Raw genomic sequence first — 25871 nt, 5'->3', positions numbered from 1 at the left:
AATTCTATTTAATTCTATCTAACTTTTATGAAATTGTGCATCCTTTAGCACATGCTTTAAAAGACGTCATGAAAAAATCACTGTGGAACAGTGTATTTATCTTTGACAAAGGCATTATTTTTCGATTAAGCACCATACAATTTATCTTTTAATGGAATAATAGTTAATCAAAGAGGCACGGTTTATGGCAAAACAAGAACTTGGAACTAAACGTGTTGATCCAGAAACGGGAAAAAAATTTTACGATCTAAATCGCGATCCTATTGTGTCGCCCTATACAGGAATTTCTTATCCGCGTTCTTACTTTGAAGTTGCAGCAGCTGAAGCAAACAATGAGGAAGACGTTGATGCTGAAGAGCTTGATACAGCACTTGAAAAATCTGCTTTTATGCTTCTTGAAGAGGATGATGAGGATTCTAAAGATGACGATCTTCCTGATTTAGAAGATAGTGATGTAGATCTCGGTGATGACGATGATACATTTTTATCTCATGATGATGACGATGAAGATGATGACGTTACTGATATTCTCGGAGGCGGTGTTTCTAATGATGACGATGCTTAAGAGAAGTAAAAGAGGATATCTTTTCCATTGAATGTAAATTCTTCTTGATCTTCAATTTTGATCGTTCTAGAAAAGCTGAAATTGTATACTTCCCTTTTGGGAAAGATTGTTTTTGTAGGGGCTATAGCTCAGCTGGGAGAGCGCTTGCATGGCATGCAAGAGGTCAGCGGTTCGATCCCGCTTAGCTCCACCAAAAGGACCAGCTATCCTATCAAGGGTTAATTATAATAGAGAATGTGTGCATCAATTTAAAAGGTCTATGTGCTATTTAATCATCATTCCAATAGCGCCTGTTCCTTGCATTTTTATGATATTATAACACATTTTTAATCATTTGTTGGATTATAAAATTTTACTGTCGTAACTGTAAAAGTAGATAATTTTTATGCTTTGCATAGAAATAGACGATGAGCTGTTTAACTTACGCTTTGTTTTAAAGGACAAATTTTGAATTCCCTTTATCACAATATTTCCACAAAATCATAATATGTTGGTTATCTATATCTTTTTAAAAGGTACGAAGTACCTAAACAGAGATGAGAGAATAAAATATTAAAATATACTTCTCAGTTATTGCGAATGAGAACTTTTTTTGAGTATTTTTACCCTAGTCAGATGTCCTGCAAATTAAAAAATTGCCCACCTTGAGTAGCATCTACCTGCTCAATACTAAGGTATATTCACGCTTAAATAACATATTGAATCAATTAATTTTGTTTCCTTGCCCGTCACAAGCAAGGTTGAGTTGTGAAAGCAAAGTGGCGCCATCATTATATGTGCTAATTCCCTATGTTGCCGATAATTCTTACATTTGAGAATGTTCATAAAAAACATTTTTAGTCTTTTCTTTCACAGTTTTTATCCACATGCCAATTACGCTTGTTATGTGCAAGCCAATAGTTTTTATTGATTTAATCTCAAGAGATCTGAAATGATAAAACCCTACGCCATTCGAGATTCTTACTTTGAATATGATGCTCGAATTGCATTTTTTTGATTGCTATTTTATACGCTTAACAAAGAAAATATTCATGTAATAATCAGCCAGTAATACGCATAATGAAAATAAAAAATGATATTAAACTTTAAAATTTTTCTTTAATAATCTCTGATATTTAGACCTGTGCGAAATGCCTGAGCCAAATAGGATATAGTTTCCATTGTAAATTTTTTAAACAAAGAAGGTAAAAATATCGAGAGTACAGTCAAATATATTGAGCATTGCAAAAGCTTTCTGTCTCTTGGGTTTATTCTAAAAAATAACAATTTATTTCATTTAACAATCAGAAAAACGATACAACCTTATTACGCCATAAGAAATTTGGCTCTCAAATAATTTTACCGCAACAATTCCCTAATTGAGATTTTCAAAAATCTTCCCTAATGCCATCCACATCTCTTTAATTGCTGTTCATAGAGCCTTGATATCCTTGCCATGCGCTGTGCTGCCTGTGAAAGTGCAGCAGTGACACGCCCGCCACGCGCATAAGCACCATGTCCCATATGATAATTTAAATAAAGGCTATATGCATCATCAAATCTCACCCCATTGCGTTGAACACTTTGGCGATGGTACCAAGCAACAAAATCAGCAGAATCTGCAAAATTCGTACGCCATGCAAAAGATCTGCCCGTAGAGCGAAGATACATTGCCCATGTACTGTCAAGCGCTTGAGAATAACCATAAGCTGTCGACCGACGCTTCCATGGAATAAAACCAAGTAGTTTCTTGCGTGGAGGACGTGCATTGTGACGAAAGCTCGATTCCATCTTAATAGTTGCAAGAATAATCGGCATAGGAATCCCATAGCGCATTTCCGCTCTTTGAGACACCTTACCCCAATTGTCAAAAAAACCATTTTTTTGTGCCAAAATAGCACAAGCATTGTTTGTGTGGGTGGGAGTGGTCGTTGCACACCCATCTAGCAGAAACACCAGTGCCCCTAAAAACAAAAGGTGTCGCATATTCCTATTCCTCTCGTTTAAGAAATAAAACAAGATAGAGATACTAAAAAAGTATTACCAATCAATAAAGAACATGATCTGACTTGTGATATCTAAGAAGCTTTCTTTGCTTTATTCCTCATCAGCAAAACGCAATGTTTGCGACTGAGCCAATGTTGTTATTTTTGTTGGTTCAGAGTAATTTTCTTTTAATTCGACAGTTTCAATGCGATTTGCCCGTTTCATAATTTTGGAGGATGATATCAAAATTCCCTCTATATCTTCACCTGCTTTGTGAAAGTGCTTCTGTAACGCACGAACACGTATATCCATTCGTCCAAAATCTTCCATCAATTTTGCTACTTCTGATTGAATTAAATGTGCTTGTTCACGCATCCGTGCATCTTTCATAATGGTTTGTACCACTTGGACAGAAAGCATCAACAAAGATGGTGAAACAATAATCACATGGGCTCTATTGGATTTTTGTACCAATGCCTCAAAGTCCTCATAAATTGTTGCAAAAATCGATTCAGATGGCACAAAAAGGAAAGCAGTGTCATGGGTTTCTCCCGGAATCAAATATTTTTGTGCAATATCACGAATATGAACTTCCATATCGGTACGAAATTGGCGTTCTGCCTCTTGACGCTCTTGCGCTGATTCTGCCTTACGCATAGCATTCCAAGCCTCCAGAGGGAATTTAGCATCAACAACAAGAGAAGGGGCTTTATTGGGCATATGAATGAGACAATCTGGGCGCTTTCCATTGGAAAGAACAGCCTGAAAAGCATAAGCATTTGTTGGTAAGGCATCGGCAATAATTGCTTCCATCCGCCCCTGACCAAAAGTACCACGTGTCTGCTTATTGCTTAAAATGGACTGCAACTGAACAACTTGTCCCGTAAGAGATTGAATATTATTTTGTGCCGCATCAATCACTGCTAAACGCTCTTGCAAACGATTCAAATTTTCATAAGTGGATTTGGTCTGTACCTGAAGTGTTTGGCCTAAGCTTGTTGTCATCCCATTGAGTTGCTCACTGAGTGATTTATTCAATTCAGCCTGCCGTTGACCAAAAATTTCCGCCATCGTTTGCATTCGCCCTTGCATTTCAGCTTGTGTTTTCAGCAAGGTAGCCATCTGCATTTGTGCCTCACGTGCGCGTTCAGCAATTTCATTTTCCAAAAATGCTTTTTTTCGATGAGAATGTATCAACATAAAAAATGCCAAACAGACAAATATAAATAAAAGCAAAAGCATTAGTTTAGAAAAAAACTCACCAACGAGTATGGAAAAAAACGAATCAAACATAAATTGTAATATAACGCTCTTGTTGTAAAAAAACGCAAGAATCCGTTATTCAATATTGACCAATAACAAACCATTGATTAATCTCTACTTATGCCAATGAGATCTTTAGTTACTTTACCTGATCCGATTTTACGGGAAGTGTCCAGACCTGTTGAGCAGGTCGATTCAGCTCTCCAAAAACTTGCGGATGATATGTTGGAAACCATGTATAATGCTAAAGGCGTTGGTCTTGCTGCTATTCAAATTGGTATACCGCTACGTATGTTGGTTATAGATGTCTCTGGAAATTCTGAAGATGAGCAGAAAAAACCATTTGTTATTATCAACCCTGAAATTTTATGGCTTTCAGATGAACGTAATATTTACAAAGAAGGTTGTCTTTCTATTCCTGACTATTTTGCAGAGGTTGAACGTCCTAAACGCCTTCGTGTTCGCTATCAGAACCGTGAAGGAAAACAAACAGAAATTGAAGCAGACGATCTCTTAGCAACTTGCTTGCAGCATGAAATTGATCATTTAGATGGGCGCCTTTTTATTGATTACATTTCAAAGATCAAACGCGATATGGTGATACGAAAATTTAAAAAACGCGCAAAAGAAAAAAACATGCAGGAAGCAGTTTTGTAATGGCTTTACGATTAGCTTTTATGGGGACTCCAGATTTTTCTGTTCCTATTTTACATGCTTTATTGGATGCAGGTCATGATGTTGTTGCTGTTTATAGTCAACCCCCTCGCCCAGCAGGACGTCGAGGACTTAAATTAATCCCCTCACCTGTTCACAATGTAGCAAAAGAGAAATCTATTCCCATCTTTACGCCACAAACACTCAAAACAATCGAACAACAGGAGCAATTTGCAGCACTTTCTGTTGATGTTGCTATTGTGGTAGCTTACGGACTCCTTTTACCCAAAGCTATTCTCGAAACGCCGCGTTTTGGTTGTTTTAATGCCCACGCTTCACTCTTACCACGTTGGCGTGGTGCTGCGCCTATTCAACGAGCAATTATGGCTGGTGATAAAGAAACAGGTATTATGATCATGAAAATGGATGAAGGACTTGATACGGGACCTATCGCTCTTTCTCGCTCCATCCCCATTACTGATAACACCACCACTGCTGAGCTTTTAAACAAACTTTCACATATTGGCGCAGAACTTATGGTAGAAACCCTATCAACTCTTGAAAAAGGACAACTTAAACTGACCCCACAATCAGAGGAAGGCATCACCTATGCTGCCAAAATCAAAAAGGAAGAGACCCGCATTAATTGGACAAAACCTGCAGAGTTTATTCATAGGCATATCCGTGCGCTCTCTTCTTCTCCTGGCTGCTGGTGCAATATGAATATTGGGGGACGAGAAGAACGTGTAAAAATTCTTGATAGTCGCTTAACAACAGGTCCTTCTCTTGAAATTGGACGAATAGAACCAGATTCTTTGATTGTCCATTGTGGACAAGGGCGGATAGAAATAACCTCTCTCCAAAGATCGGGTGGTAAAGTCCTTGATAGCGCAACCTTTTTGCGAGGCGCTCATATTTCTGCTGTTTTTTAAGATGCCACGTTTTAAACTCACTCTTGAATATGATGGCTCAAATTATGCTGGTTGGCAGCGTCAAGCAAAACTTCTCACTATACAAGGAGCTCTTGAACAGGCGCTCTTTTCCTTTAGTGGACAACAATTGACCATAACAACAGCAGGAAGAACCGATGCGGGCGTACACGCTACGGGACAAGTTGCGCATGTTGATTTCATAAAAAACTGGCATCCCCATACTGTACGTGATGCGCTCAATGCTCTTTTACGTAAACAGGGAGAAGCGATTTCAATCTTAAACGTACAAAATGTCCCTGATGACTTTGATGCACGATTTTCCGCAACCAAACGCCATTATCTTTTTAAAATACTTAATCGTCGCTCTCCACCAGCCTTAAATGCCAAACGCGTGTGGTGGTTGCCAAAGCCTCTTAATGCTGAAGCCATGCATGAAGCTGCTCAAAAGCTTGTAGGAAAACATGATTTTACCACTTTCCGTTCAGCACATTGCCAAGCCAAAAGCCCTATTCGCACCCTTGAACGCCTCGATATTCAAAGAGAAGGAGATGAAATTTTCCTTTATGCGCAAGCCCGTTCTTTTCTTCATCATCAAATCCGTTCATTCGCAGGAAGCCTCATGGAAGTGGGTATTGGACGTTGGACAGCTCAAGATCTCGAAGCAGCTCTTCATGCTAAAGATCGTAAACGTTGTGGTGTTGTTGCTCCTCCTTCAGGACTTTATTTAACCAAAGTAGAGTATTAATTATCCTTCAAGAGTGGACATCTTAAAAGTCGTCAAGGCAGTTTATAAAAAGAACGAATTTCTTCAAAAGCTTCTGCTGCTGTATTGACAAATTTCATATAATTAACATCAGTAGGAGAAATTGTACCTTGTTCAGACAGATACTCAAAATTGATAGCATTGCTCCAGAACTCTTTGCCAAACAATAAAATTGGTACCTGTTTCATACGCCCCGTCTGTACTAAAGTTAACGTCTCAAACAGTTCATCCAGAGTCCCAAATCCTCCAGGGAAAATAGCTAATGCTTTCGCTCGTAATAAAAAATGCATTTTGCGCATCCCAAAATAATGAAAATTGAAACACAAATGCGGCGACACATACGAATTAGGCTCTTGCTCATGTGGTAAAATAATATTCAAGCCAATCGTTGGGGCACCAACATCACAAGCACCACGATTTCCCGCCTCCATGATTCCTGGTCCGCCCCCCGTAACAACCACAAATTCACGATATTCTGTCGTAGCGGAATAAAGTGAGCACAAACGCGCAAACTCTCTTGCTTCATCGTAATAATGTGACATAGCATGCAAATTTTTCTTTTGTATTTCATTTTTTGCAGCCCACGCTGCTTGCCCAGGTTCAGGAATACGCGAACCACCAAAAAAAACAACTGTTGATTGAATGTCATATTCTTTAAGGGTTATTTCCGGCTTTAAAAATTCAAGACCAATACGTTGTGAGCGCAACTCTGGACGCATTATAAAATCTTGATCGATATAGGCTAAACGATAAGTAGACGAACGCATTTGTGCTGAATTAGAGATTTTATGTATTTGTTGTAGAGCATCCTTCGTATGGAGAAGTGGTGTCCAATTTTCTTGCTCCTCTTTTCTTTTTTCTTTACAGCTTTTTTTCATGCACCTGTCCTACTTCCTCATCGTTTTATTGACTGAACACATTTCTTCGCGTAGTTCATAGAGAATAAACCTTGAAGCTTTCAACTTGTTTAACGGAACTCTCGTCATGACCCATCTCACACAACTTGAAATGATTATCGAACAAGCTTTTGACGATCGCGATTCTGTCAATACTACCACAAAAGGCGAAATCCGTGAGAGTGTCGAACATGCATTGAACCTTCTTGATAAAGGTGAAATCCGTGTTGCAGAACGACAAAAAAATGGACAATGGCATGTTCATCAATGGTTGAAAAAAGCGGTTTTGCTCTCTTTTCGGCTTAATCCTATGCAACTTATTACTGGTGGAATCAATGGAACACATTGGTGGGATAAAGTTCCTTCAAAATTCTCTGGTTGGCAAGAAGCAGATTTTAAAAGTGCTGATTTCCGTTCCGTTCCTGGAGCCATTGTACGCTATTCTGCTTACATTGCACCCAACGTTATATTGATGCCATCCTTTGTTAATCTTGGTGCTTTTGTAGATGAGGGCACAATGGTTGATACATGGACCACCGTTGGTTCTTGTGCACAAATTGGTAAACATGTCCATCTTTCTGGCGGTGTTGGTATTGGAGGTGTTTTGGAACCACTGCAAGCAAACCCAACAATCATTGAAGATCATTGCTTTATCGGTGCTCGCTCTGAAATTGTTGAAGGCTGCATTATCCGTGAAGGTGCTGTTTTGGGAATGGGAGTCTTTATTGGAAAATCTACAAAGATTATTGATCGTACAACAGGTGAAATTTTTATCGGTGAAGTACCAGCCTATTCAGTGGTCGTGCCAGGTTCTCTCCCTGGAAAACCTTTACCAAATGGTGATGCAGGACCAAACCTTTATTGCGCTGTTATCGTAAAACGCGTTGATCAAAAAACACGAGAAAAAACATCCATTAATGATCTTTTACGTTCTTAAACACAAGATTAATTCATAATAATATTTCATCGTTTTTTAACTTGAATAATAACCTCGAATACAAGGATTCTCTCATTTCAAATCCTTTCATAGTGAATCAATCACTATCATTTCCTTGCACGTTACAAACGCAGTTAGTGTGTGGGTAAGAAACACTTTAAGTAAAGAGTAAAAATATCTTTAATGAATTCTCTTAAGTGATAAGGATTGCCATAATATTTTGAGCTGAAAAAGAGTATTATAGGTGCGCTTTGCACCTTTATGACGCGTAAAGACGCTGATGCCAAAGGGATTTTTATTATTCACTGTGTATTTTACTTTATATTTTTCACAGCCCCCATTGCGAAATGAAGTTGATACATTGAGTGATGATTCACTAAAACAAGCGCGCCAATATGCAACATAAATGTATTTCGTTTAAAGTATTCTTTTTTACGTGAGAAGCATGACACCATTACGCAATACACAAAAAATATGAAGCACAGCGCAATTTTATTTAAAAGTGTTCTTTAAGCATCTGAACCAATCGACAAAAGCAAAAGCACAATCAATGAGAGACAATACTCCTTTTTTCATTATTTGTTCATTTTGAGCGCTTGAATAAATGCCGATTGTGGAATTTCTACTTTTCCAAATTGGCGCATCCGCTTTTTGCCTTCTTTTTGCTTTTCCAAAAGTTTGCGCTTACGCGTGACATCACCCCCGTAACATTTCGCTGTTACATCTTTACGCAAAGCACGAATTGTTTCACGCGCTATAACTTTACCACCAATAGCCGCTTGAACTGGAATCTGAAACATATGTTGGGGAATAAGATCTTTCAGTTTTTCACACATGGAACGCCCGCGCTTTTCTGCAATCGTGCGGTGCACAAGCATAGACAATGCATCTATAGACTCTCCATTTACCAAAATAGACATTTTAACTAAATCCCCCTCCGCATAATCGGTCATCTGATAATCAAAAGAAGCATAACCCTTTGAGATTGATTTTAGCCGATCATAAAAATCAAAAACAACTTCATTCAGTGGTAAATCATACGTTACCATAGCACGGGTTCCAACATAGGACAAACCAGCCTGTATCCCCCGCCGCTCTTGGCATAGTTCTAAAATTGACCCAAGATAATTATCAGGAGTCATGATTGTCGCCCGAATCCATGGTTCTTCAATGGAAGAAATTTTAACCACATCAGGCATATCCGCTGGATTGTGCAACTCTTTAACAGAACCATCATTCATATTCATGCGATAAACAACCGAAGGTGCTGTCGCGATTAAATCCAAATTAAACTCACGCTCTAATCGCTCTTGAATAATTTCAAGATGAAGAAGTCCCAAAAAGCCACAGCGAAAACCAAATCCCAAAGCCGCAGATGTTTCCATTTCAAAAGAAAAACTCGCATCATTTAAGCGTAATTTGCCCATGGCTGCACGCAAATCATCAAAATCGGCAGCATCTATTGGAAAAAGACCACAAAATACAACTGGTTGCGCAGGCTTAAAACCAGGTAAAGCATTTTCACAAGGACGGCGCTCTTCAGTAATCGTATCCCCAACCCGTGTATCTGCTACCTCTTTGATAGAGGCAGTGATAAAACCAATCTCGCCTGGTCCTAACTCATCAACCTGTACCATTTTAGGTGTAAACACCCCAACGCGCTCAACTGGATATTTTGCTCCTGTACCCATCATACGAATGGTTTGGCCTTTTTTTAAAATACCATCTATCACCCGTACCAAAACAATGACACCAAGATATGCATCATACCAGCTATCAACCAACATTGCTTTCAAGGGATTTGCAACATCGCCTGTATGGGGAGGTGGTAATTGTGCAACAATTGCCTCCAAAACATCAGGAACACCCAAACCTGTTTTTGCTGATATTTCTACTGCTTGAGATGTATCAATGCCTATCACATCTTCAATTTGTTCTTTAACACGCTCAGGTTCTGCTGCTGGAAGATCAACTTTATTGAGTACAACAACCAATTCATGCGAATTATCAATCGCTTGATAAACATTTGCTAACGTCTGTGCCTCTACACCTTGGCTTGCATCTACCACCAACAGAGAACCTTCACAAGCTGCCAATGAACGCGAAACCTCATAAGCAAAATCCACATGACCAGGTGTATCCATAAGATTTAAAATATAGGTTTCACCATTCTTTGCCTTATAGTGTAAACGTACCGTTTGTGCTTTAATAGTAATTCCACGTTCACGCTCAATATCCATGGAATCGAGTACTTGTTCTTTCATCTCACGTGTATCAAGTCCACCTGTTATTTGGATCAAACGATCAGCTAAAGTGGATTTGCCGTGATCAATATGCGCCACGATGGAAAAATTACGAATATAATTACGATCTATTGTCATATAAGGCGATTTAGCAAAGAATAATACAAAACGCAAAGACCAATTATGCTCCGGCTTCTATCAAAAGAATATAAACCTAAAAAGCTTCTCAAAACACAACTTTTCATAACCTAAAAAATAAGGCTTTTATTTGCTAAATTAAATCCAACGGTGCTAAAATGATATTTTCACATCTTATTTTATGACTCATATGCTGGATAAACCGATACCATCACACATTTTGCCAGCCTCCAATGTTGCAACAATCCTTTACACTTGAAAAAGTTTATAAGAGATATGCCTTTCTTGTACAGTTTTTACCCACATGGACTACCTGCTTGTAACGTGTCAGCAAGTAGATTTGGATTGATTTAATATGAAAACGATTTGAAGTGAGAAAATTTTACGGTATTCAGGGTTCTAATTCAATGTGAATAATTCTATATTATAATTATAAATCAATGTGTTATAATATTTATATGATGGGCGTGTATATCACTTAAGCTTGCAATAAAATTCGCAAGAAATGCTTTTTTATTTATACGCAATAACCTGCTTTTTTTAGCAATCTTATATAAAATAACATGAATATCGCGAGCCTTTCTCATTTTAAATCTTTTCATAGTGAATCAATCAAATTTTGTGCTTCCCCATTATAAAACAGGGCTAGTATATGGATAAAAACGTTTAAGAAATGAGTAAACATGCCTCTCTCTCTTTCAAATGCCAAAGGCTGTCATAATATTGAGAACTGACAAAGAAAATGCTAGTGCCTTTTATTTAAGTAAAACGATGATGCTCTGTAGTTTTTCTATACTTCACGCGGACCGTCAATGAATATGATGTATATTAAGAAAATTGTCTTTTTAAAAAACGCGTTAATATACAACATTATGGGAGGCTGCTTTAGGCGTTCTATTTTACGTGAGAAGCATAACTCGATTAAAGGACAAAAGAAATAAAGTGCGACAGTGCGTAATTTTCATTATTCAAAAACATTACCATGGATGTTTTTGAAAATTGTAAAGCTAAATTTAAACATGATCGTAAAGATGAAAGCTGTTTTTTGTCTTTACCACTTCATGCTTTGACTCAATGAACGTTGACTTCCCGTTTCAGAGGTTAAGCAAACAGATAAATATTATTGCTCCAATTTTCTATACAAAAGCTGGAATAGCTTATAAAGCCTCCTTTATCTTCATATTAAAAAAAGCCTCAAAAATGAAAACTTTGCAAGCAAAAATCTCATGTAATAAAATCATAATAGAAAAGGTGCATAGCTAATCATTTTTTTCAATTGCTTTATTTTTTTTACGCCATTGTGAAGGTTGTAATTCAGCCACAATGATCCCAATCAGAATAAGCAAACCGCCCAATAAAGCTAAGGGAGATAAATGTTCTCCAGCCAAACGCCCAACAATACCAGCCCATACCGGTTCACCTGCGTAAATGAGTGTCGCACGTGTAGGGGAAATGGACTTTTGTGCCCAATTCATAGCTAATTGAATGATGGCACTCATTAATGCCAATCCTATACCAATATTAAACCATACCCACGAAAATTCAGGGATGCTTTCACCCATCAAAGGCATACAAGCAAATGAAAAAAAACCACTAAAAAATAACTGAATAATGGTCACACGCCGACTATCAACCTTATTGGCAAAAATTCCGATGAGTATGACTTCTCCAGCAATCGCTAAAGCACCTAACAAAGTCAAAATTTCGCCTTTTGAAAAATCAAAATTTCCCGGCTTTTGTCCTGAAATAAGTACAAGCCCGATAAAAGCGAAAACAATACCAACCCAACAAGCAAAACGGGGAGGTTTTTTAAAAACAATCCATTGCAAGATTGGAACCATAGGTACATAAAGCGCTGTAATAAAAGCCGACTGACTACTAATAATCGTTTGAAGTCCAGCTGCTTGAAAAGCATAACCTAAAAACATGGCTAAACCAATCGCCATCCCAGCGAAAACTTCATAAACCGTTATACCTTTTATAGAGCGCCAAAAAATTGCTCCACATATAAGAGATGCAACAATAAAACGAAATCCAACAAAAAACAGGGGACCACTATAGCGTACCGCGATATGAATGACTAAAAATGTAATACCCCACAATATTGTTGCAACAAATATTGCTAATTCTGGCTTACTTAATAAAGGATATTTAAGCTGTTTTATATTTGTCATGAAAGGCTTTCTCCTCCAATTTTCCGCACAATTTATGAAACAATAAGCGTTCCAACTCCCTGTTCGGTAAACAGTTCTAGTAAAACAGAATGAGGAGTTTTACCATTTAAAATGACAACACCTTCCACACCATTTTGAAGGGCTTTTATACAAGTCTCTACTTTTGGAATCATGCCTCCTGAAATTGTCCCATTTTTGATAAGTTTCTCTGCTTCAGAAACTGTCAATTCTTTTAAAAGTTGGCCCTGTTTATCCAAAACACCAGGAACATCAGTGAGAAATAAAAGGCGTTTAGCTTCTAATGCACCAGCAATAGCTCCAGCAAAAATATCAGCATTAATATTATAGGTTTTTCCATCGCGTCCTGGAGCCACAGGAGCAAGAACTGGTATCATTTCAGAACATGCTAAAAGATCCAGCAATGTGCGATCAACTTCAATAGGCTCACCAACAAATCCCAAATCTAAAACACGTTCAATATTCGAATCAGGATCAATGACAGTTTTATAAGCCTTTTCGGCAAAAACCATATTGCCGTCCTTGCCACATAATCCTATTGCCCATTCACCCTCTGCATTGATGAGAGCGACAATTTCTTTGTTTATGGAACCGGCCAAAACCATTTCAACGACTTCAACGATCCGCTCGTCGGTTACCCGTAAACCGTTTTCAAATCGTGATTCAATCCCCATTTTCATCAAAATTTCAGCAATTTGAGGTCCTCCACCATGAACAACAACAGGGTTAATCCCCGATTGCTTTAATAGAGCAATATCACGCGCAAATGCTCGCCCCAAGGCAGGATCACCCATAGCATGACCGCCATATTTTATCACAACCGTTTCATTTTCGTATTTTTGCATATATGGTAAAGCAGACGATAGAAATGCTGCTTGTTTTTCTAAAACATCTACAGCACCGTTTTTAGCATCATCCATTAATAGAGCCTCCTCATCACTTTTTACCATCTCTTAGTGGAATTTAGGAAAAGTAATAACGAAATGAAACAAGAAAACAACTTCCTCAAAAAATTGACAGCGAAAAATTAAACAAAACAGGCGTACAAAACGTCATTATTTTATGATTTTATGTATAAAATTGAAAAGCAAAGTTCTGAAAAAATTTTAAGCTATGCCGTACATTCGACTCGTTAGTTTACGCTTATGGATACTTAACAATGAATAAGAATATATACAACCATTGATTTTGTAAGATAAAAACAAAATTTTCTTATAATAATAAAATTAACAGATCACCAAGATAAGAAATAGGTTGACTTAGCACTGTAACCTTATCCAAGCAATTTTTAAGACTATCAAAAATGCCAAAAATAAAATTGGTTATGAGGAGTTGATATTTTATTTGAAAAAAATGGATTGTCTAACAGCTTATTTAGCTACTTTTTGGTAGGCTACTACCTATTTGACAGTTTTAGCATAGGGCTTTTAAAAAGGCATTTTGAGTAAAACAATAAATACAAAAAATGCCGAATGCATAAAGGCAGTTATCATGACACTGGAAATTAGTCACTCAATTGCGTTCTTCTTGTATGGATAAGTCCTTTTTAAAATATCATAGATACTCAAAAATAAGACTTATCCATAAAACTCGTTAAATGTAAAAAACTATCAGCGGCAGGCACTTACCCTAAATTAATCGTTTCTCTCTTTTCTTTTCAAGAAAAAAATGCTTTTCACAGATGATAAGGCTATAGAAAGCTTAATTAAAATAACCTTCCAAAAGTTTTTTCTAATCTATTCTGAGAACATTCACATATTTTAACCAGAAATATTTTCAAAAAATTCTTTCATACGTGAAAAAAAGCCATGTGATTGCGGTGAATTCTCATGATTTGAAAGTTTTTCAAACTTTTGCAATAATTCACGTTGCTCTTGCGTTAATTTCTGTGGTGTCTCAATCGTGATATGGATGTAAAGATCACCTCTTGCTTGCTGCCGACGCAACATGGGCATACCCTTGCCCTTAAGACGGAATTGACGTCCATTCTGTGTCCCTTCTGGGATCTTAACACGCGCTTTAACACCATCAAGATCGGAAACTTCAAACTCTCCTCCTAAAGCAGCTGTTACCATTGAAATAGGAACGCGACAGTGAAGGTCTGCTCCTTCTCGCTGAAAAAATTCATGCGGTTTAACGGAAAGGAAAATATAAAGATCACCATTGGGGCCACCACGAATACCAGCATCACCCTCACCAGAAAGGCGAATACGCGTTCCATCTTCAATACCAGCTGGAACATTCACGCTCAATGAACGTTTTTTCTCTATGCGTCGTGTCCCCTGACATTTTGAGCATGGATCCATAATAGTTTCACCACGTCCATGACATGAAGGACATGTTCGCTCAATAGAAAAGAAACCTTGCGCAGCACGCACACGACCAGATCCATGACATGTTCCACAAACTTGCGGCTTAGAGCCCTTTCTCGCTCCTGATCCTTCACAAACATCGCACGTAACGGAACTGGGAATAGTAATTTCTGCAGTTTTTCCTGAAAATACCTCTTCTAAGGTTATTTCCATATTATAACTCAGATCTGCACCACGTTCGCGACCATCACCACGCTTACGGTGCGCACCTCCCATAATTTCGCCAAAAAAATCTTCAAAAATATCAGCAAACCCACCACCAGCAGCAAAACCTCCAAAGGGATTTGCTCCTCCTTGACTACCGCTATTTTCAAAAGCCGCATGACCAAATCGATCATAAGCAGCACGCTTTTGGGGATCTTTAAGAACTTCATAGGCTTCGCCAATTTCTTTGAATTTTCGCTCTGCCTCTTTATCCCCGGCGTTGCGATCAGGATGATATTGCATTGCCAACTTACGAAAAGCAGATTTCAACTTTTTATCATCACATTCACGAGTCACGCCAAGAATTTCATAATAGTCAACCTTCATCATGTATTCCTGATAATTTTTCTGTCATCCATCTTTATGGATAAGATTGCTTTTAATTTATATTTTTAGCAACAAAGTTGCAACTCACTCAAATAATAAAGCCCAGCCTTATATTTCAAAGGCCGGGTTTATAAATTAATCAACACATATGCTGACACTATTTCTTCTTATCATTAACTTCTTCAAAATCAGCATCAACAACATCGTCATTCTTTGCTTCTGTTTCAGTGTCAGCGCTCGCTGCTTGTGAAGCTTCATACATAGCCTGTCCAAGCTTCATACTGACTTCAGCTAATTTTTGCATCTTTGTTGTTACTTCTTCAGTATCACTGCCTTCAAGCGCAGATTTCAAATCAGATATTGCTGTTTCAATCTGTCCTTTTTCTTCAGCTGATACTTTATCGCCATATTCATTGAGTGACTTTTCAGTTGAATGAATAAGAGCTTCGGCTTGATTTCTAGCTTCAACACCTTCACGGCGCTTTTTATCCTCAGCTGCATGCTCTTCCGCATCCTGTACCATTTTTTCAATATCAGCATCACTTAAACCACCTGATGCCTGAATACGAATTTGATGCTCTTTACCAGTTCCCTTATCTTTGGCCGAAACATTAACAATACCATTCGCATCAATATCAAACGTAACTTCAATTTGAGGTATACCGCGTGGTGCTGGAGGAATCCCAACAAGATCAAATTGAGCCAATAACTTATTATCACTCGCCATTTCCCGTTCACCTTGGAAAACACGAATAGTCACAGCACTCTGGTTATCATCAGCTGTTGAAAAAACTTGAGATTTTTTCGTTGGGATAGTGGTATTGCGCTCAATGAGACGTGTAAAAACACCACCCAAGGTTTCGATCCCCAAGGATAAAGGTGTTACATCTAGAAGCAACACGTCTTTGACATCGCCTTGCAATACACCCCCTTGAATGGCAGCACCCATTGCAACAACTTCATCAGGATTAACGCCTTTGTGTGGATCCTTACCAAAGAAGCTTTGCACGACTTGCTGAATCTTGGGCATACGTGTCATACCACCCACTAAAACAACTTCGTCAATCTCACCGGCCTTTAATCCAGCATCTTTTAACGCAGCTTTACAAGGCTCGATGGTGCGCTGCACTAAATCGTCAACCAGAGATTCAAATTTTGCCCGAGTCAATTTCATTGTTAAGTGCTTGGGACCTGATTGATCTGCCGTGATAAATGGTAAATTGATTTCTGTTTGCTGTGACGAAGAAAGCTCTATTTTTGCTTTTTCTGCCGCTTCTTTTAAGCGCTGTAAAGCGAGTTTATCATTTTTCAGATCAATTCCTTGCTCTTTTTTGAATTCATCTGCAAAATAACCAACCAAGCGCATGTCAAAGTCTTCACCCCCTAAAAACGTATCTCCATTGGTTGATTTAACTTCAAAAACGCCATCTCCAATTTCAAGTACTGAAATATCAAATGTACCACCACCAAGGTCGTAAACAGCAATTGTTTTTCCGTCTTTTTTATCCAAACCGTAAGCTAAAGCAGCAGCAGTCGGCTCATTAATAATCCGTAAAACTTCAAGTCCAGCAATTTTACCCGCATCTTTAGTCGCTTGGCGTTGCGCATCATTAAAATAAGCAGGAACAGTAATAACCGCTTGTTCAACTTTTTCACCCAGATAAGATTCAGCTGTTTCCTTCATCTTTTGCAAAATCATAGCTGAAATTTGCGATGGAGAATATTTCTTACCCGCTTCTTCAACCCATGCATCACCATTGTCACCTTTAACAATTTTATAAGGCACAAGTGCTTTATCTTTTTCAACCATAGGATCATCAAAACGACGCCCTATCAAACGTTTAACTGCAAAAACTGTCCCTTCAGGATTTGTTACCGCCTGCCGTTTAGCAGGCTGTCCAACAAGCCGCTCTCCCCCATCAGTAAAGGCAACAACGGAAGGTGTTGTTCGTGCTCCTTCTGAGTTCTCGATAACCTTTGCGTTTTTGCCATCCATAACAGCCACACAAGAGTTCGTTGTCCCCAAATCAATACCAATTACTTTTGCCATATTATAATCTCCATTCAGCAAGCTACCTCAACCTTCATAAAGCATCTTTTTAAGACAGCTCCTCATAACACTCAAAGCCCATATATTGCTTTAAGCAACATAAAATAATTAAATTGCAAGTCGCAATAAGCCTTGCTGCCTCGTATATAAGAACAGGCTTTTATTGCTACAAGAGAATAATGAGAGAAACATCTCCAAAATAAAAAATTTATTTTAAAATAGGCGCTCTAATGACCCATAAATACCATATTTATGAGAGACTTGAGATCATAATATATCTTTCTTGCAATTTTCAATAAATATATCTTTCTATAAAAATTAAAAAACAAAAGAATGATTACACTCTCGCTCTTAATTTTCTCATCATTAACAAAAGATACTCACGTAAAAGCTTTTTAAAAGGCGAATAATTTATATCACGAATATTATAAATTTTCCTTGGACTAAAATAGTCATCATATCTAATGCTCATATCAGTAGAGATATTATTTATCGATCTCCTTTCAAAAATTCTCCTTTTAACGGTCTCATTGTTTACTGCTATTTGAAAGATGTGCTTTAAACTCACCTAAAGCGTTTTTTCTTAACTGTATAATTTTGAATTTTGAAAATATATAAAAATGTCTCTGTATAAACGCTTTAAGATACCAAGAGCTGTCGTAATATTAAAAATTGGTAAAGTGGTTGATGATTGTTCTGTGTTATATCTTTATTAAGTAAAATAGTAGTGCATCATAGATTTTATACCATTTACAAACACTATTATGAGATGAACACGGAAGCGTTAAGAGGTGTGTTGTCATTGTAAACCTTATTATCTTCCTTTAAAATCAAAGAATTCTATGATTTTTATTCTCATATTCAAATCAATTTCATTTTAGCATTTCTTTCTTTTATTTTAAATAAAAGCTCTGCTAAAATAAACAGTTATTCAAAGTGTGAACCTTATGAAGGAGGGTAAATCAATGATGACATCTATTATTAAGAAAATAACAAATCTTATCTTTAAGAATATAATAAATACACAATATCCATACAAAAAGGTTATCATAAATATCGTGTGTGCTCTTCTCTTTGCTGGTATAACCCTGCCTGCAGGTGCTCAGCAATATCAACTTGGCGACATAGAAATTCTCAATCCTTGGACACGCGAAACACCTAGAGGTATAAGAGTTGGTAGCGGTTATCTCTACATTATTAATCACAGTAATACCCCAGACCGTTTGGTTTCTATTTCCACAAACGGAGTAAAAAAAACAGAGATACACTCTATGGCTGTCGTTAATGATATTATGAAAATGGAAAAAATGCACAATGGCATTGAAATTCCGGGAAATGGCGAAATTACGCTTAAGCCTGGCGGCGATCATATTATGTTTATGGGGCTTTCACAACCATTCAAGTTAGGTGATAAAATTAGCGCAAAATTGACATTTGAGAAAGCAGGAACGATTGATGTTGATTTCTCTGTAAACGCTATGAAAACACCATCACCTTCTAAATCCTCTCCTGGTCACTAAATTCCTTTTTTATAATACACACTTTTAAAATAAAGAAGCGTGAAACTTTTGCACGCTTCTTTATTTTTTGTTTAATGCCATCAGTAAAAAATTATCCCCTTTGATGAATTAACTATGGTCAATTTCAGGAATACGTAAAACTTGTCCAGGATAAATTTTATCGGGAGATTTTAGCATTGGCTTATTGGCTTCAAAAATAAAAGTGTTTTTATTACCTTGCCCTTTTCCATAAACCTCTTCAGCAATTTTCCAAAGATTATCACCAGATTTAACCTCATAAAAGCGAGAAGGTTTTCTGGGCGTTGTATCTATAACCTTTAATTGATCAACATCTACAGAAGAGATACCTTGTGAATTGCCAACAACTAGCAGTGCTTTTTCAAGTGTTTCCCTGTCTGGAACTTCACCGCTTAAAATAGCTTTACCGTCTTCAACTTGAATATTTACTTTTTCTGTACCGAGTTGAAAATGATCAAATGCCGTCTTAAAATCTTTTTCTTTTGGTTCATGGTCCCCAATACCTAACTTTTCCCCTACAGTTTTAATAAAATTAAAAAATCCCATTACAACCTCCTTCCGTGTAGCAGAAACAAATTTTTGTGCATATATTGCCACATTCTTTTCTTTGCTCTTAAAACACATAGGCAGATTTTCTAAACTTCAACAATCAAAACTATACCTGTTCAATTATGAGACAAATACAATAATAAACTTTGTAATAAACCTTGATAAAAAAAGCCTTTATGAAAATTTTCTCTCAAACGAAGGGATCTTAATAGACGTAGAAACATTATGAATTATGAAAGCAAAACAAGATTTTACAGTAATGACAAAAGGTTTTTTACTTTGCTACAATTTGTATCATATTTGTTTTGCAAAAAAAATATGAACTCCCATATAAATAAGTGTGGGTAATTTGCTACCACAGCAATAGAAAGGTCTAAGAAACCATGAAAGATACACCAACAATCACACAAACGATTGTACTTGTTGATGATGATCGCAATATTTTGACATCTTTATCTTTTGCGCTTGAGACAGAAGGATATCGGGTTGAAAGCTATACAGATGGAGCATCTGCACTCAAGGGTCTCACACTTCACCCTCCACACTTAGCTATTTTTGATATTAAAATGCCCCGAATGGATGGGATGGAACTCTTGCGTCGTTTACGTCAAAAATCTGATCTTCCAGTTATTTTTCTTACCTCTAAAGATGATGAAATTGATGAATTATTTGGTCTCAAAATGGGAGCTGATGATTTTATTACTAAACCTTTCTCCCAACGTCTTCTCATTGAACGCGTGAAAGCTATTTTGCGCCGTTCTAATGCACGTAACCAACCACTTTCTACAGGAACTTCTTCCACCTCTTCTCTCAAACGTGGAGATCTTGTGATGGATCAAGAACGCCATACCTGTACATGGAAAGATAAACCTGTTATTTTAACCGTTACGGAGTTTTTGATTCTGCAAACCTTAGCACAAAGACCAGGAGTTGTAAAAAGTCGTGATGCTTTAATGGATGCTGCCTATAGTGATCAAGTCTACGTAGATGATCGCACCATTGATAGTCACATTAAACGTCTGCGTAAAAAGTTTAAACAAGTGGATGATGATTTTGCAATGATTGAAACACTTTATGGTGTAGGTTATCGTTTCCACGAGGTATAAAACTACTTTGTCGCAAAAATTTGAACGGCAATCAAATCGATGACAGACAATTCTCAACTGGAAACTTTACAAAAAACAACCGTTAATGGTACATCCTCAACGCCATTTCTTATGTTTGCCCGTTTGCATCTTCGTACACAACGTCTCTTTAGACAATTGCTTTTTTCCAGCCTCACACGTCGCATTGTTATATTAAACATTGCTGCCCTTGCCATTTTAGTTACAGGCATTTTATACCTTAACCAATTTCGCGATGGTTTAATTGAAGCAAAAATTAAAAGTTTATGTACCCAAGGAAAAATTATTGCTGGGGCTATTGCTGCTTCTGCAACAGTAGATACAAATTCTATCCTCATTGATCCCCAAAAACTCTTAGAGTTACAAACTGGTGAAAGCGTTACACCCGCCCCTCAATCAACCGATTCTTGGGATTTCCCTATTAACCCTGAGCAAGTTGCCCCTCTTTTACGACGTCTCATCACACCTAAAACGACAAGAGCACGTATCTATGATCGTGATGCTACTCTCCTTCTTGATTCGCGCGTTCTTTATTCTAGTGGAGAAGTTTTCAGTTATGATTTACCCCCACTCAAAACAGAACAAAGCATGTGGGATCGCCTTACTTCATGGTATTCAAGCACATTTTATGGCAAAGGTATTGCTCTTGACAGAGAACAAACAAAAACCAGTGGTATTGCTTATCCAGAAGTGTACCGCGCATTAAACGGATCTCTTGCTACGGCTAAAAGACGCAACAGACAAGGTCAATTAATTGTTTCTGTTGCCGTTCCTGTTCAACGCTATCGCGCAGTGGTTGGAGCTCTTCTTCTTTCAACCACTGGTTCTGATATTGATAACATTGTAAAAGGTGAAAGACTGGTTATCTTTAAAGTTTTTGCCGTTGTAGGCAGCGTACTTTTGGTTCTTTCTCTCTTTTTGGCCCATACGATTGCCCATCCATTAAGTAAATTATCTGCCTCGGCTAATCGAGTGCGTAATGGCAATAATCAGCGTGTAGAAATTCCTGATTTTTCAATGCGTGAAGATGAAATTGGTCACCTTTCAACCTCTATTCGTGATATGACTAATGCCCTTTATATGCGCATTGAAGCCATTGAACGCTTTGCTGCTGATGTAAGCCACGAATTAAAAAATCCTCTCACCTCCCTACGCAGTGCTGTTGAAACGCTCCCTCTGGCTAAAAATGAAGAAGCACAAGAGAAATTGCTTGAAATTATTCAACATGATGTGCGCCGTCTTGATCGGTTGATTACAGATATTTCTGATGCATCGCGGCTCGATGCAGAGCTTGCACGAGAAACCGCAGAGATTGTTGATATGACACCGCTTTTGGAAAGTCTTGTTCATGCTGTTCAGGAAGTGTATCGTAATACGCAAACCATTGATATAAGCCTTAATATTGTCCCGCGTCCTCATGGAAAAGCCTATCTTGTATTGGGACATGAACTCCGTTTAGGGCAAGTGATTTCAAACCTTCTTGAAAATGCACGTTCTTTTATTCCTCGGAATCGTGGCAGAATTTGCATTACTATGAAAAGTCATGCTTCAACCCTTATTTTAACCATTGAAGATAATGGCCCAGGTATTCGTTCAGAAAATATTGAACGCATTTTTGAGCGTTTTTATACAGATCGACCAAACGAAGATGCTTTTGGACAAAACTCTGGACTTGGCCTTTCTATTAGTCGGCAAATTATCGAGGCTCATAATGGGACAATTACAGCCGAAAATATTATTGATCCTACACTTGGGAAGTGTAAAACTGGTGCACGTTTTATTATTATGCTTCCCCTCGCTAAATAAATCTTTTATCCAAAGTAAAAGACATGAAAACAAAATGTGAAATACTCCACGCAAATTGCCTTCAATTAGGCGGCAAGGGGCTGTTAATTATAGGTCCATCGGGATCAGGAAAATCAACCCTTACCCTTTCTTTGCTCGACCGTGCTGAGTGGTCAAAACGTGAAGCGAAGCTTATCAGTGATGATTATACAATGTTGCGTGCGGAAAATGGAAAGCTCCACGGATACACTCCTGATAATTTAGAGGGCGGTATCGAGATTCGTGGCGTTGGTCTTTATATGATAGAATTTGAAAAGCATACAACTATCGATTGTGTTATTTTTCTCGGTCCGAAATATGAACGTTTTTCCACAAATAAAACTTTTCAGTTTGAAGATTTGCACATTCCTCTTTTAAAACTTCCCTCTCTTCGTGAAGCCGATTGTACAGCCATTTGTCAAGCTATTGAAGCATTTTTGTTTAGAAAAATATGGCAAAAATCTGTCTAATTTTTTTCTAAAGATAAAAAAATCACAATTTTTGCCTTTTTTTTGCAAATTTTTCTTGGCAGCAAGACAAAGCCTTGTAAAATGTGTTTCCCACCAATATGGTCGGATCTTATTAGTTAACAGGAGTTTGCGTAAATGATTGGACTCGTGCTTGTAACGCACGGTGAGCTGGCTGTCGAATTTTTACATGCCGTGGAACATGTTGTTGGAGTACAAGAAAAGTTCGCAACAATATGCGTTTATCCCGATGACGATATAGATCAGCGCCGAGGTGATGTTATAGCCGCAGTAACCGATACAGATACGGATCATGGCGTAATCATATTAACAGATGTGTTCGGTGGAACACCATCGAATATAGCTATCCCTGCTATTGAAAAAGGACGCGTTGAAATGATTGCGGGTGTTAATTTGCCCATGCTTATTAAACTGATTTCTATTCGCAAATGTCCTGATATTTCATTATCAGACGCGTTAAGAATAGCACAAGAAGCAGGGCGTAAATATATTAATGTACCAAGTATGATTTTATAGTGGATAATAAAATACCAATGTTTTCCAAAGATACCCTCCCATGTATAAGTCGTCATTTCAATATCTGTAATAAACGTGGCTTGCATGCACGTGCTTCTGCAAAATTTGTACAAACTGTTGACAATTTTAATGTTACTGTTGAAGTTGAAAAGGATGGAAAAATCGTTGGTGGATCATCAATTATGGGACTTATGATGCTAGCGGCTTCATCCGGTTGCAACCTCACCATTCGTGTTTCAGGACCAGAAGCAACAGATGCTCTTAATGCTCTTGAAAAGCTTATCAATAACAACTTTGGAGAGGAAAACTAGCGCTTTCTCACCATAAATAAGGATGATGATTCTTAGAAAATAGGAACTTTCCATCATTATTTTGAATTTTAATTTCTCTTCCCGCTTTTATACCAATATTCATATCCATTATAGATTGGCATAATTATCATAAATGTAAAAGTTTATAGTAATTTTATTATACTGGAGTTTTTCCTTCCTTTCCTAACATTATTTGATCAATTTGAATAGTTTTGCGTATTACGGCTATTACCCGACTGAATCGTATAATTAAATCTTTACAGAAAAAGAGAACTCCTCACCTTGTATTAGAATATGCTTTATTTTAAGCTAAAGATAGATGTCAAAATAATTTCGCACATCAAAAATCTATCAACTTTTCTTATTTTCTGCTAACTTTATAGTCTTTATAATACACAAGTAATCTTCTATTGCACATCATTGTGATACAGCTCATGAAAACGCAATTCTTATCGATATCATAACCATTTTTTAAAACGAATAAGCTTTGTACGCTCATAATTATAGTAAGCATTTTTTAGACATTCTTTTTCAATACTATTGCCTTATTTTCTATGGTACATGCCTCGCCCTTATTATCTATATTGTGCTTGGAATAGCATCTTTCATTATAAGGAGATAATATTATGGGTCGTCTATTTAGTGCCCTTCAGATTCCTCAACAAACAACACAACAACTTGTATCGTTGCAAAATGGCTTACCAAAAGCGCAATGGATCAACCCGCAAAATTTTCACGTCACCTTATCTTTTTTCGGTGAAGTTGAAAGTGCTACCGCAGATGCACTTATGCACGCCTTTGATACAATAAAGCTCTCTCCTTTTATGCTACAAATAGATGGTTTTGAAGTTTTTGGTTCAGAAAATACTCCTCATTCTCTTGTAGTTCGCATTGAACCTTGTGAAAAGCTTAATCTTTTACATGAAAAGATGCAATATATCCGGAATAAATTAGAGTTAAAGCCTGATGAAAGACAATTTATTCCGCATATTACTCTTGCACGAATATTTGATATCAATCTTGAAGATCTTTCTTCTTATCTATCTTTTCAAGATAATTTTTTTGTCCCTCCTTTTGAGGTTGATCATTTTGTTTTATTTTCATCGTCATCTCCCTCAAGCGAGTCCGTGTATCTTGTAAAAGGAAGTTGGGCGCTTCAAAGATAAAAGGGTGTTTATAACACCCTTTAAAAACTCTTTGAGAAAAGACCTCATATATGTGTAATTGCAGGGAATACTGCATTTTATGTTGGAGATTTATTATTGATGTGTTTTAAGCAGAATCAGCTTCACCAGAAGCTTCTTTTGCTCCTCCTTTGGCTACACCCACTATAGCTGGACGTAACACCCTTTCCCCGATAATATAACCTGCCTGAACAACTTGTTGAACAGTGTTATCTGGAACATCGGCATTAGGAATTTCAAACATCGCTTGATGAAAATGAGGATCAAATTTTTGTCCCTCTGGATGAATTTTTTGCACCCCATGACGTTCTAATGCTGCCATCATGGCACGTTCAGTCATTTCAACGCCTTCTGCCAATGATTTCAAACCAGCATCACTTTCCCGCGCCCCTTCTGGAATGGCTTCCAAAGCACGATTGAGATTGTCAGAAACCGATAACATATCCCGTGCAAAATTAGCAATGGAATAAGCCTTTGCATCCGCCACATCTCGCATAGTACGGCGTCGAAGATTTTCCATATCTGCAACAAGACGTAAAAGCTGATCTTTCAGTTCTTTATTTTCATCCTGCAAAGACGCTAAAAGATCACTAACCTCATTGCTTTCTTTTTCAACGTTTTCGTGTTCCTCTGTTTTATGTGTTTTTAAAAATTCATCGGCTGCCTGTTTAAGTGTATTACGATCAGCTGGATTTTTTAAATCACAATTTTCAAATGAAGCGTCAGTAAATTTGTTTTTTTCATCAGACATAAAAATTTTATTCCTTCATAAGATTCGTTATTCTCGATATCGAAATTCTACAGACAAAAATCAAGGGGTATCGATGTATATAATA

The 25871-nt window shown here is 37.4% G+C and carries 22 protein-coding genes and 1 tRNA gene; 13 read left to right on the top strand and 10 right to left on the bottom strand.

Annotation, left to right across the window (positions count from 1 at the left end; translation table 11 throughout):
* Positions 1 to 184: 184 nt before the first annotated feature.
* On the top strand, positions 185 to 565 hold the full coding sequence (locus ACFIKJ_RS00860) for a TIGR02300 family protein (RefSeq protein WP_012754501.1): 381 nt from the start codon (positions 185 to 187) through the stop codon (positions 563 to 565).
* A 117-nt stretch (positions 566 to 682) separates the two neighbouring features.
* Positions 683 to 758 (top strand) — tRNA-Ala (locus ACFIKJ_RS00855).
* Positions 759 to 1945: 1187 nt separating this feature from the next.
* On the opposite strand, the gene ACFIKJ_RS00850 is transcribed toward ACFIKJ_RS00855, so the two are convergent.
* Both ACFIKJ_RS00850 and ACFIKJ_RS00845 read right to left on the bottom strand, forming a co-directional pair.
* Positions 1946 to 2530: a hypothetical protein gene (locus ACFIKJ_RS00850; protein WP_375653393.1), complete on the bottom strand. Its 585-nt coding sequence runs from the start codon at positions 2528 to 2530 to the stop codon at positions 1946 to 1948.
* A 111-nt stretch (positions 2531 to 2641) separates the two neighbouring features.
* A complete protein-coding gene (locus ACFIKJ_RS00845; RefSeq protein ID WP_375670148.1) occupies positions 2642 to 3823 on the bottom strand; it encodes a DNA recombination protein RmuC in 1182 nt (393 codons plus the stop codon).
* A gap of 90 nt (positions 3824 to 3913) precedes the next feature.
* On the opposite strand from ACFIKJ_RS00845, the gene def reads away from it, so the two are divergent.
* From def to truA, 3 genes are read left to right on the top strand one after another with little or no spacing between them, the layout of a single operon-like run.
* Positions 3914 to 4450, top strand: coding sequence for a peptide deformylase (gene def / locus ACFIKJ_RS00840; protein WP_375653397.1), 537 nt, complete (start codon positions 3914 to 3916; stop codon positions 4448 to 4450).
* Positions 4450 to 5379, top strand: coding sequence for a methionyl-tRNA formyltransferase (gene fmt, locus ACFIKJ_RS00835; RefSeq protein ID WP_375670147.1), 930 nt, complete (start codon positions 4450 to 4452; stop codon positions 5377 to 5379). The genes def and fmt overlap by 1 nt, the downstream gene beginning before the upstream one ends.
* A gap of 1 nt (position 5380) precedes the next feature.
* Entirely contained in the window at positions 5381 to 6124 is a 744-nt protein-coding gene (truA, locus tag ACFIKJ_RS00830) for a tRNA pseudouridine(38-40) synthase TruA (RefSeq protein ID WP_375651645.1), read from the top strand.
* A 32-nt stretch (positions 6125 to 6156) separates the two neighbouring features.
* Here the strand turns inward: truA and ACFIKJ_RS00825 are convergent, their stop codons facing one another.
* The gene (locus ACFIKJ_RS00825) at positions 6157 to 7020 is read right to left on the bottom strand and encodes an LOG family protein (RefSeq protein ID WP_375625466.1); all 864 of its coding nucleotides are present in this window, start codon (positions 7018 to 7020) and stop codon (positions 6157 to 6159) included.
* Between the two features lie 106 nt (positions 7021 to 7126).
* Between ACFIKJ_RS00825 and dapD the strand changes: the two genes are divergently transcribed.
* Positions 7127 to 7975 (top strand): 2,3,4,5-tetrahydropyridine-2,6-dicarboxylate N-succinyltransferase, encoded by an 849-nt coding sequence (dapD, locus tag ACFIKJ_RS00820; RefSeq protein WP_375651646.1) that lies wholly within the window; start codon positions 7127 to 7129, stop codon positions 7973 to 7975.
* A 575-nt stretch (positions 7976 to 8550) separates the two neighbouring features.
* On the opposite strand, the gene lepA is transcribed toward dapD, so the two are convergent.
* From lepA to dnaK, 5 genes are all read right to left on the bottom strand, one after another.
* On the bottom strand, positions 8551 to 10356 hold the full coding sequence (gene lepA, locus ACFIKJ_RS00815; protein WP_375651693.1) for a translation elongation factor 4: 1806 nt from the start codon (positions 10354 to 10356) through the stop codon (positions 8551 to 8553).
* 1259 nt (positions 10357 to 11615) lie between these two features.
* Positions 11616 to 12530 carry a DMT family transporter gene (locus tag ACFIKJ_RS00810; protein ID WP_375625468.1) on the bottom strand — a complete coding sequence of 305 codons (915 nt, stop codon included), beginning with the start codon at positions 12528 to 12530 and terminating at the stop codon, positions 11616 to 11618.
* A 32-nt stretch (positions 12531 to 12562) separates the two neighbouring features.
* Positions 12563 to 13468, bottom strand: coding sequence for an acetylglutamate kinase (gene argB, locus ACFIKJ_RS00805; RefSeq protein WP_375653409.1), 906 nt, complete (start codon positions 13466 to 13468; stop codon positions 12563 to 12565).
* Between the two features lie 840 nt (positions 13469 to 14308).
* Positions 14309 to 15451 (bottom strand): molecular chaperone DnaJ, encoded by a 1143-nt coding sequence (gene dnaJ / locus ACFIKJ_RS00800; protein ID WP_375625469.1) that lies wholly within the window; start codon positions 15449 to 15451, stop codon positions 14309 to 14311.
* A 157-nt stretch (positions 15452 to 15608) separates the two neighbouring features.
* Positions 15609 to 17501 carry a molecular chaperone DnaK gene (dnaK, locus tag ACFIKJ_RS00795; RefSeq protein WP_273722421.1) on the bottom strand — a complete coding sequence of 631 codons (1893 nt, stop codon included), beginning with the start codon at positions 17499 to 17501 and terminating at the stop codon, positions 15609 to 15611.
* A 965-nt stretch (positions 17502 to 18466) separates the two neighbouring features.
* Here dnaK and ACFIKJ_RS00790 point away from each other — a divergent pair.
* Positions 18467 to 19021, top strand: a complete 555-nt coding sequence (locus tag ACFIKJ_RS00790; RefSeq protein ID WP_375625470.1) for a copper chaperone PCu(A)C — start codon at positions 18467 to 18469, stop codon at positions 19019 to 19021.
* Between the two features lie 108 nt (positions 19022 to 19129).
* Here ACFIKJ_RS00790 and lysM read toward each other — a convergent pair whose 3' ends face one another.
* Positions 19130 to 19585: a peptidoglycan-binding protein LysM gene (gene lysM, locus ACFIKJ_RS00785; RefSeq protein WP_012754487.1), complete on the bottom strand. Its 456-nt coding sequence runs from the start codon at positions 19583 to 19585 to the stop codon at positions 19130 to 19132.
* 386 nt (positions 19586 to 19971) lie between these two features.
* Between lysM and ACFIKJ_RS00780 the strand changes: the two genes are divergently transcribed.
* The 6 genes from ACFIKJ_RS00780 to thpR all read left to right on the top strand — a co-directional run bounded on the left by ACFIKJ_RS00780 (position 19972) and on the right by thpR (position 25017).
* Positions 19972 to 20694, top strand: a complete 723-nt coding sequence (locus ACFIKJ_RS00780) for a response regulator transcription factor (RefSeq protein WP_005774392.1) — start codon at positions 19972 to 19974, stop codon at positions 20692 to 20694.
* Between the two features lie 39 nt (positions 20695 to 20733).
* Complete coding sequence (locus ACFIKJ_RS00775; protein ID WP_375625472.1) at positions 20734 to 22518, top strand: stimulus-sensing domain-containing protein; 1785 nt, start codon at positions 20734 to 20736, stop codon at positions 22516 to 22518.
* A gap of 23 nt (positions 22519 to 22541) precedes the next feature.
* Positions 22542 to 23006 carry an HPr kinase/phosphatase C-terminal domain-containing protein gene (locus ACFIKJ_RS00770; protein WP_375648607.1) on the top strand — a complete coding sequence of 155 codons (465 nt, stop codon included), beginning with the start codon at positions 22542 to 22544 and terminating at the stop codon, positions 23004 to 23006.
* A 135-nt stretch (positions 23007 to 23141) separates the two neighbouring features.
* Positions 23142 to 23540 (top strand): PTS sugar transporter subunit IIA, encoded by a 399-nt coding sequence (locus ACFIKJ_RS00765; protein WP_375626191.1) that lies wholly within the window; start codon positions 23142 to 23144, stop codon positions 23538 to 23540.
* A 17-nt stretch (positions 23541 to 23557) separates the two neighbouring features.
* A complete protein-coding gene (locus ACFIKJ_RS00760; protein WP_012754483.1) occupies positions 23558 to 23851 on the top strand; it encodes an HPr family phosphocarrier protein in 294 nt (97 codons plus the stop codon).
* 626 nt (positions 23852 to 24477) lie between these two features.
* Positions 24478 to 25017 carry an RNA 2',3'-cyclic phosphodiesterase gene (thpR, locus tag ACFIKJ_RS00755; protein ID WP_375670146.1) on the top strand — a complete coding sequence of 180 codons (540 nt, stop codon included), beginning with the start codon at positions 24478 to 24480 and terminating at the stop codon, positions 25015 to 25017.
* Between the two features lie 106 nt (positions 25018 to 25123).
* Here the strand turns inward: thpR and grpE are convergent, their stop codons facing one another.
* The gene (grpE, locus tag ACFIKJ_RS00750) at positions 25124 to 25786 is read right to left on the bottom strand and encodes a nucleotide exchange factor GrpE (protein WP_375625476.1); all 663 of its coding nucleotides are present in this window, start codon (positions 25784 to 25786) and stop codon (positions 25124 to 25126) included.
* Positions 25787 to 25871: the final 85 nt, after the last annotated feature.

The sequence above is a fragment of the Bartonella sp. PS7NMGDW genome (assembly GCF_042193585.1).
GTDB lineage: Bacteria > Pseudomonadota > Alphaproteobacteria > Rhizobiales > Rhizobiaceae > Bartonella > Bartonella grahamii.
Note: the sequence above shows the minus strand (reverse complement) of the source record. Positions and strands in the feature narration are given on the sequence as shown.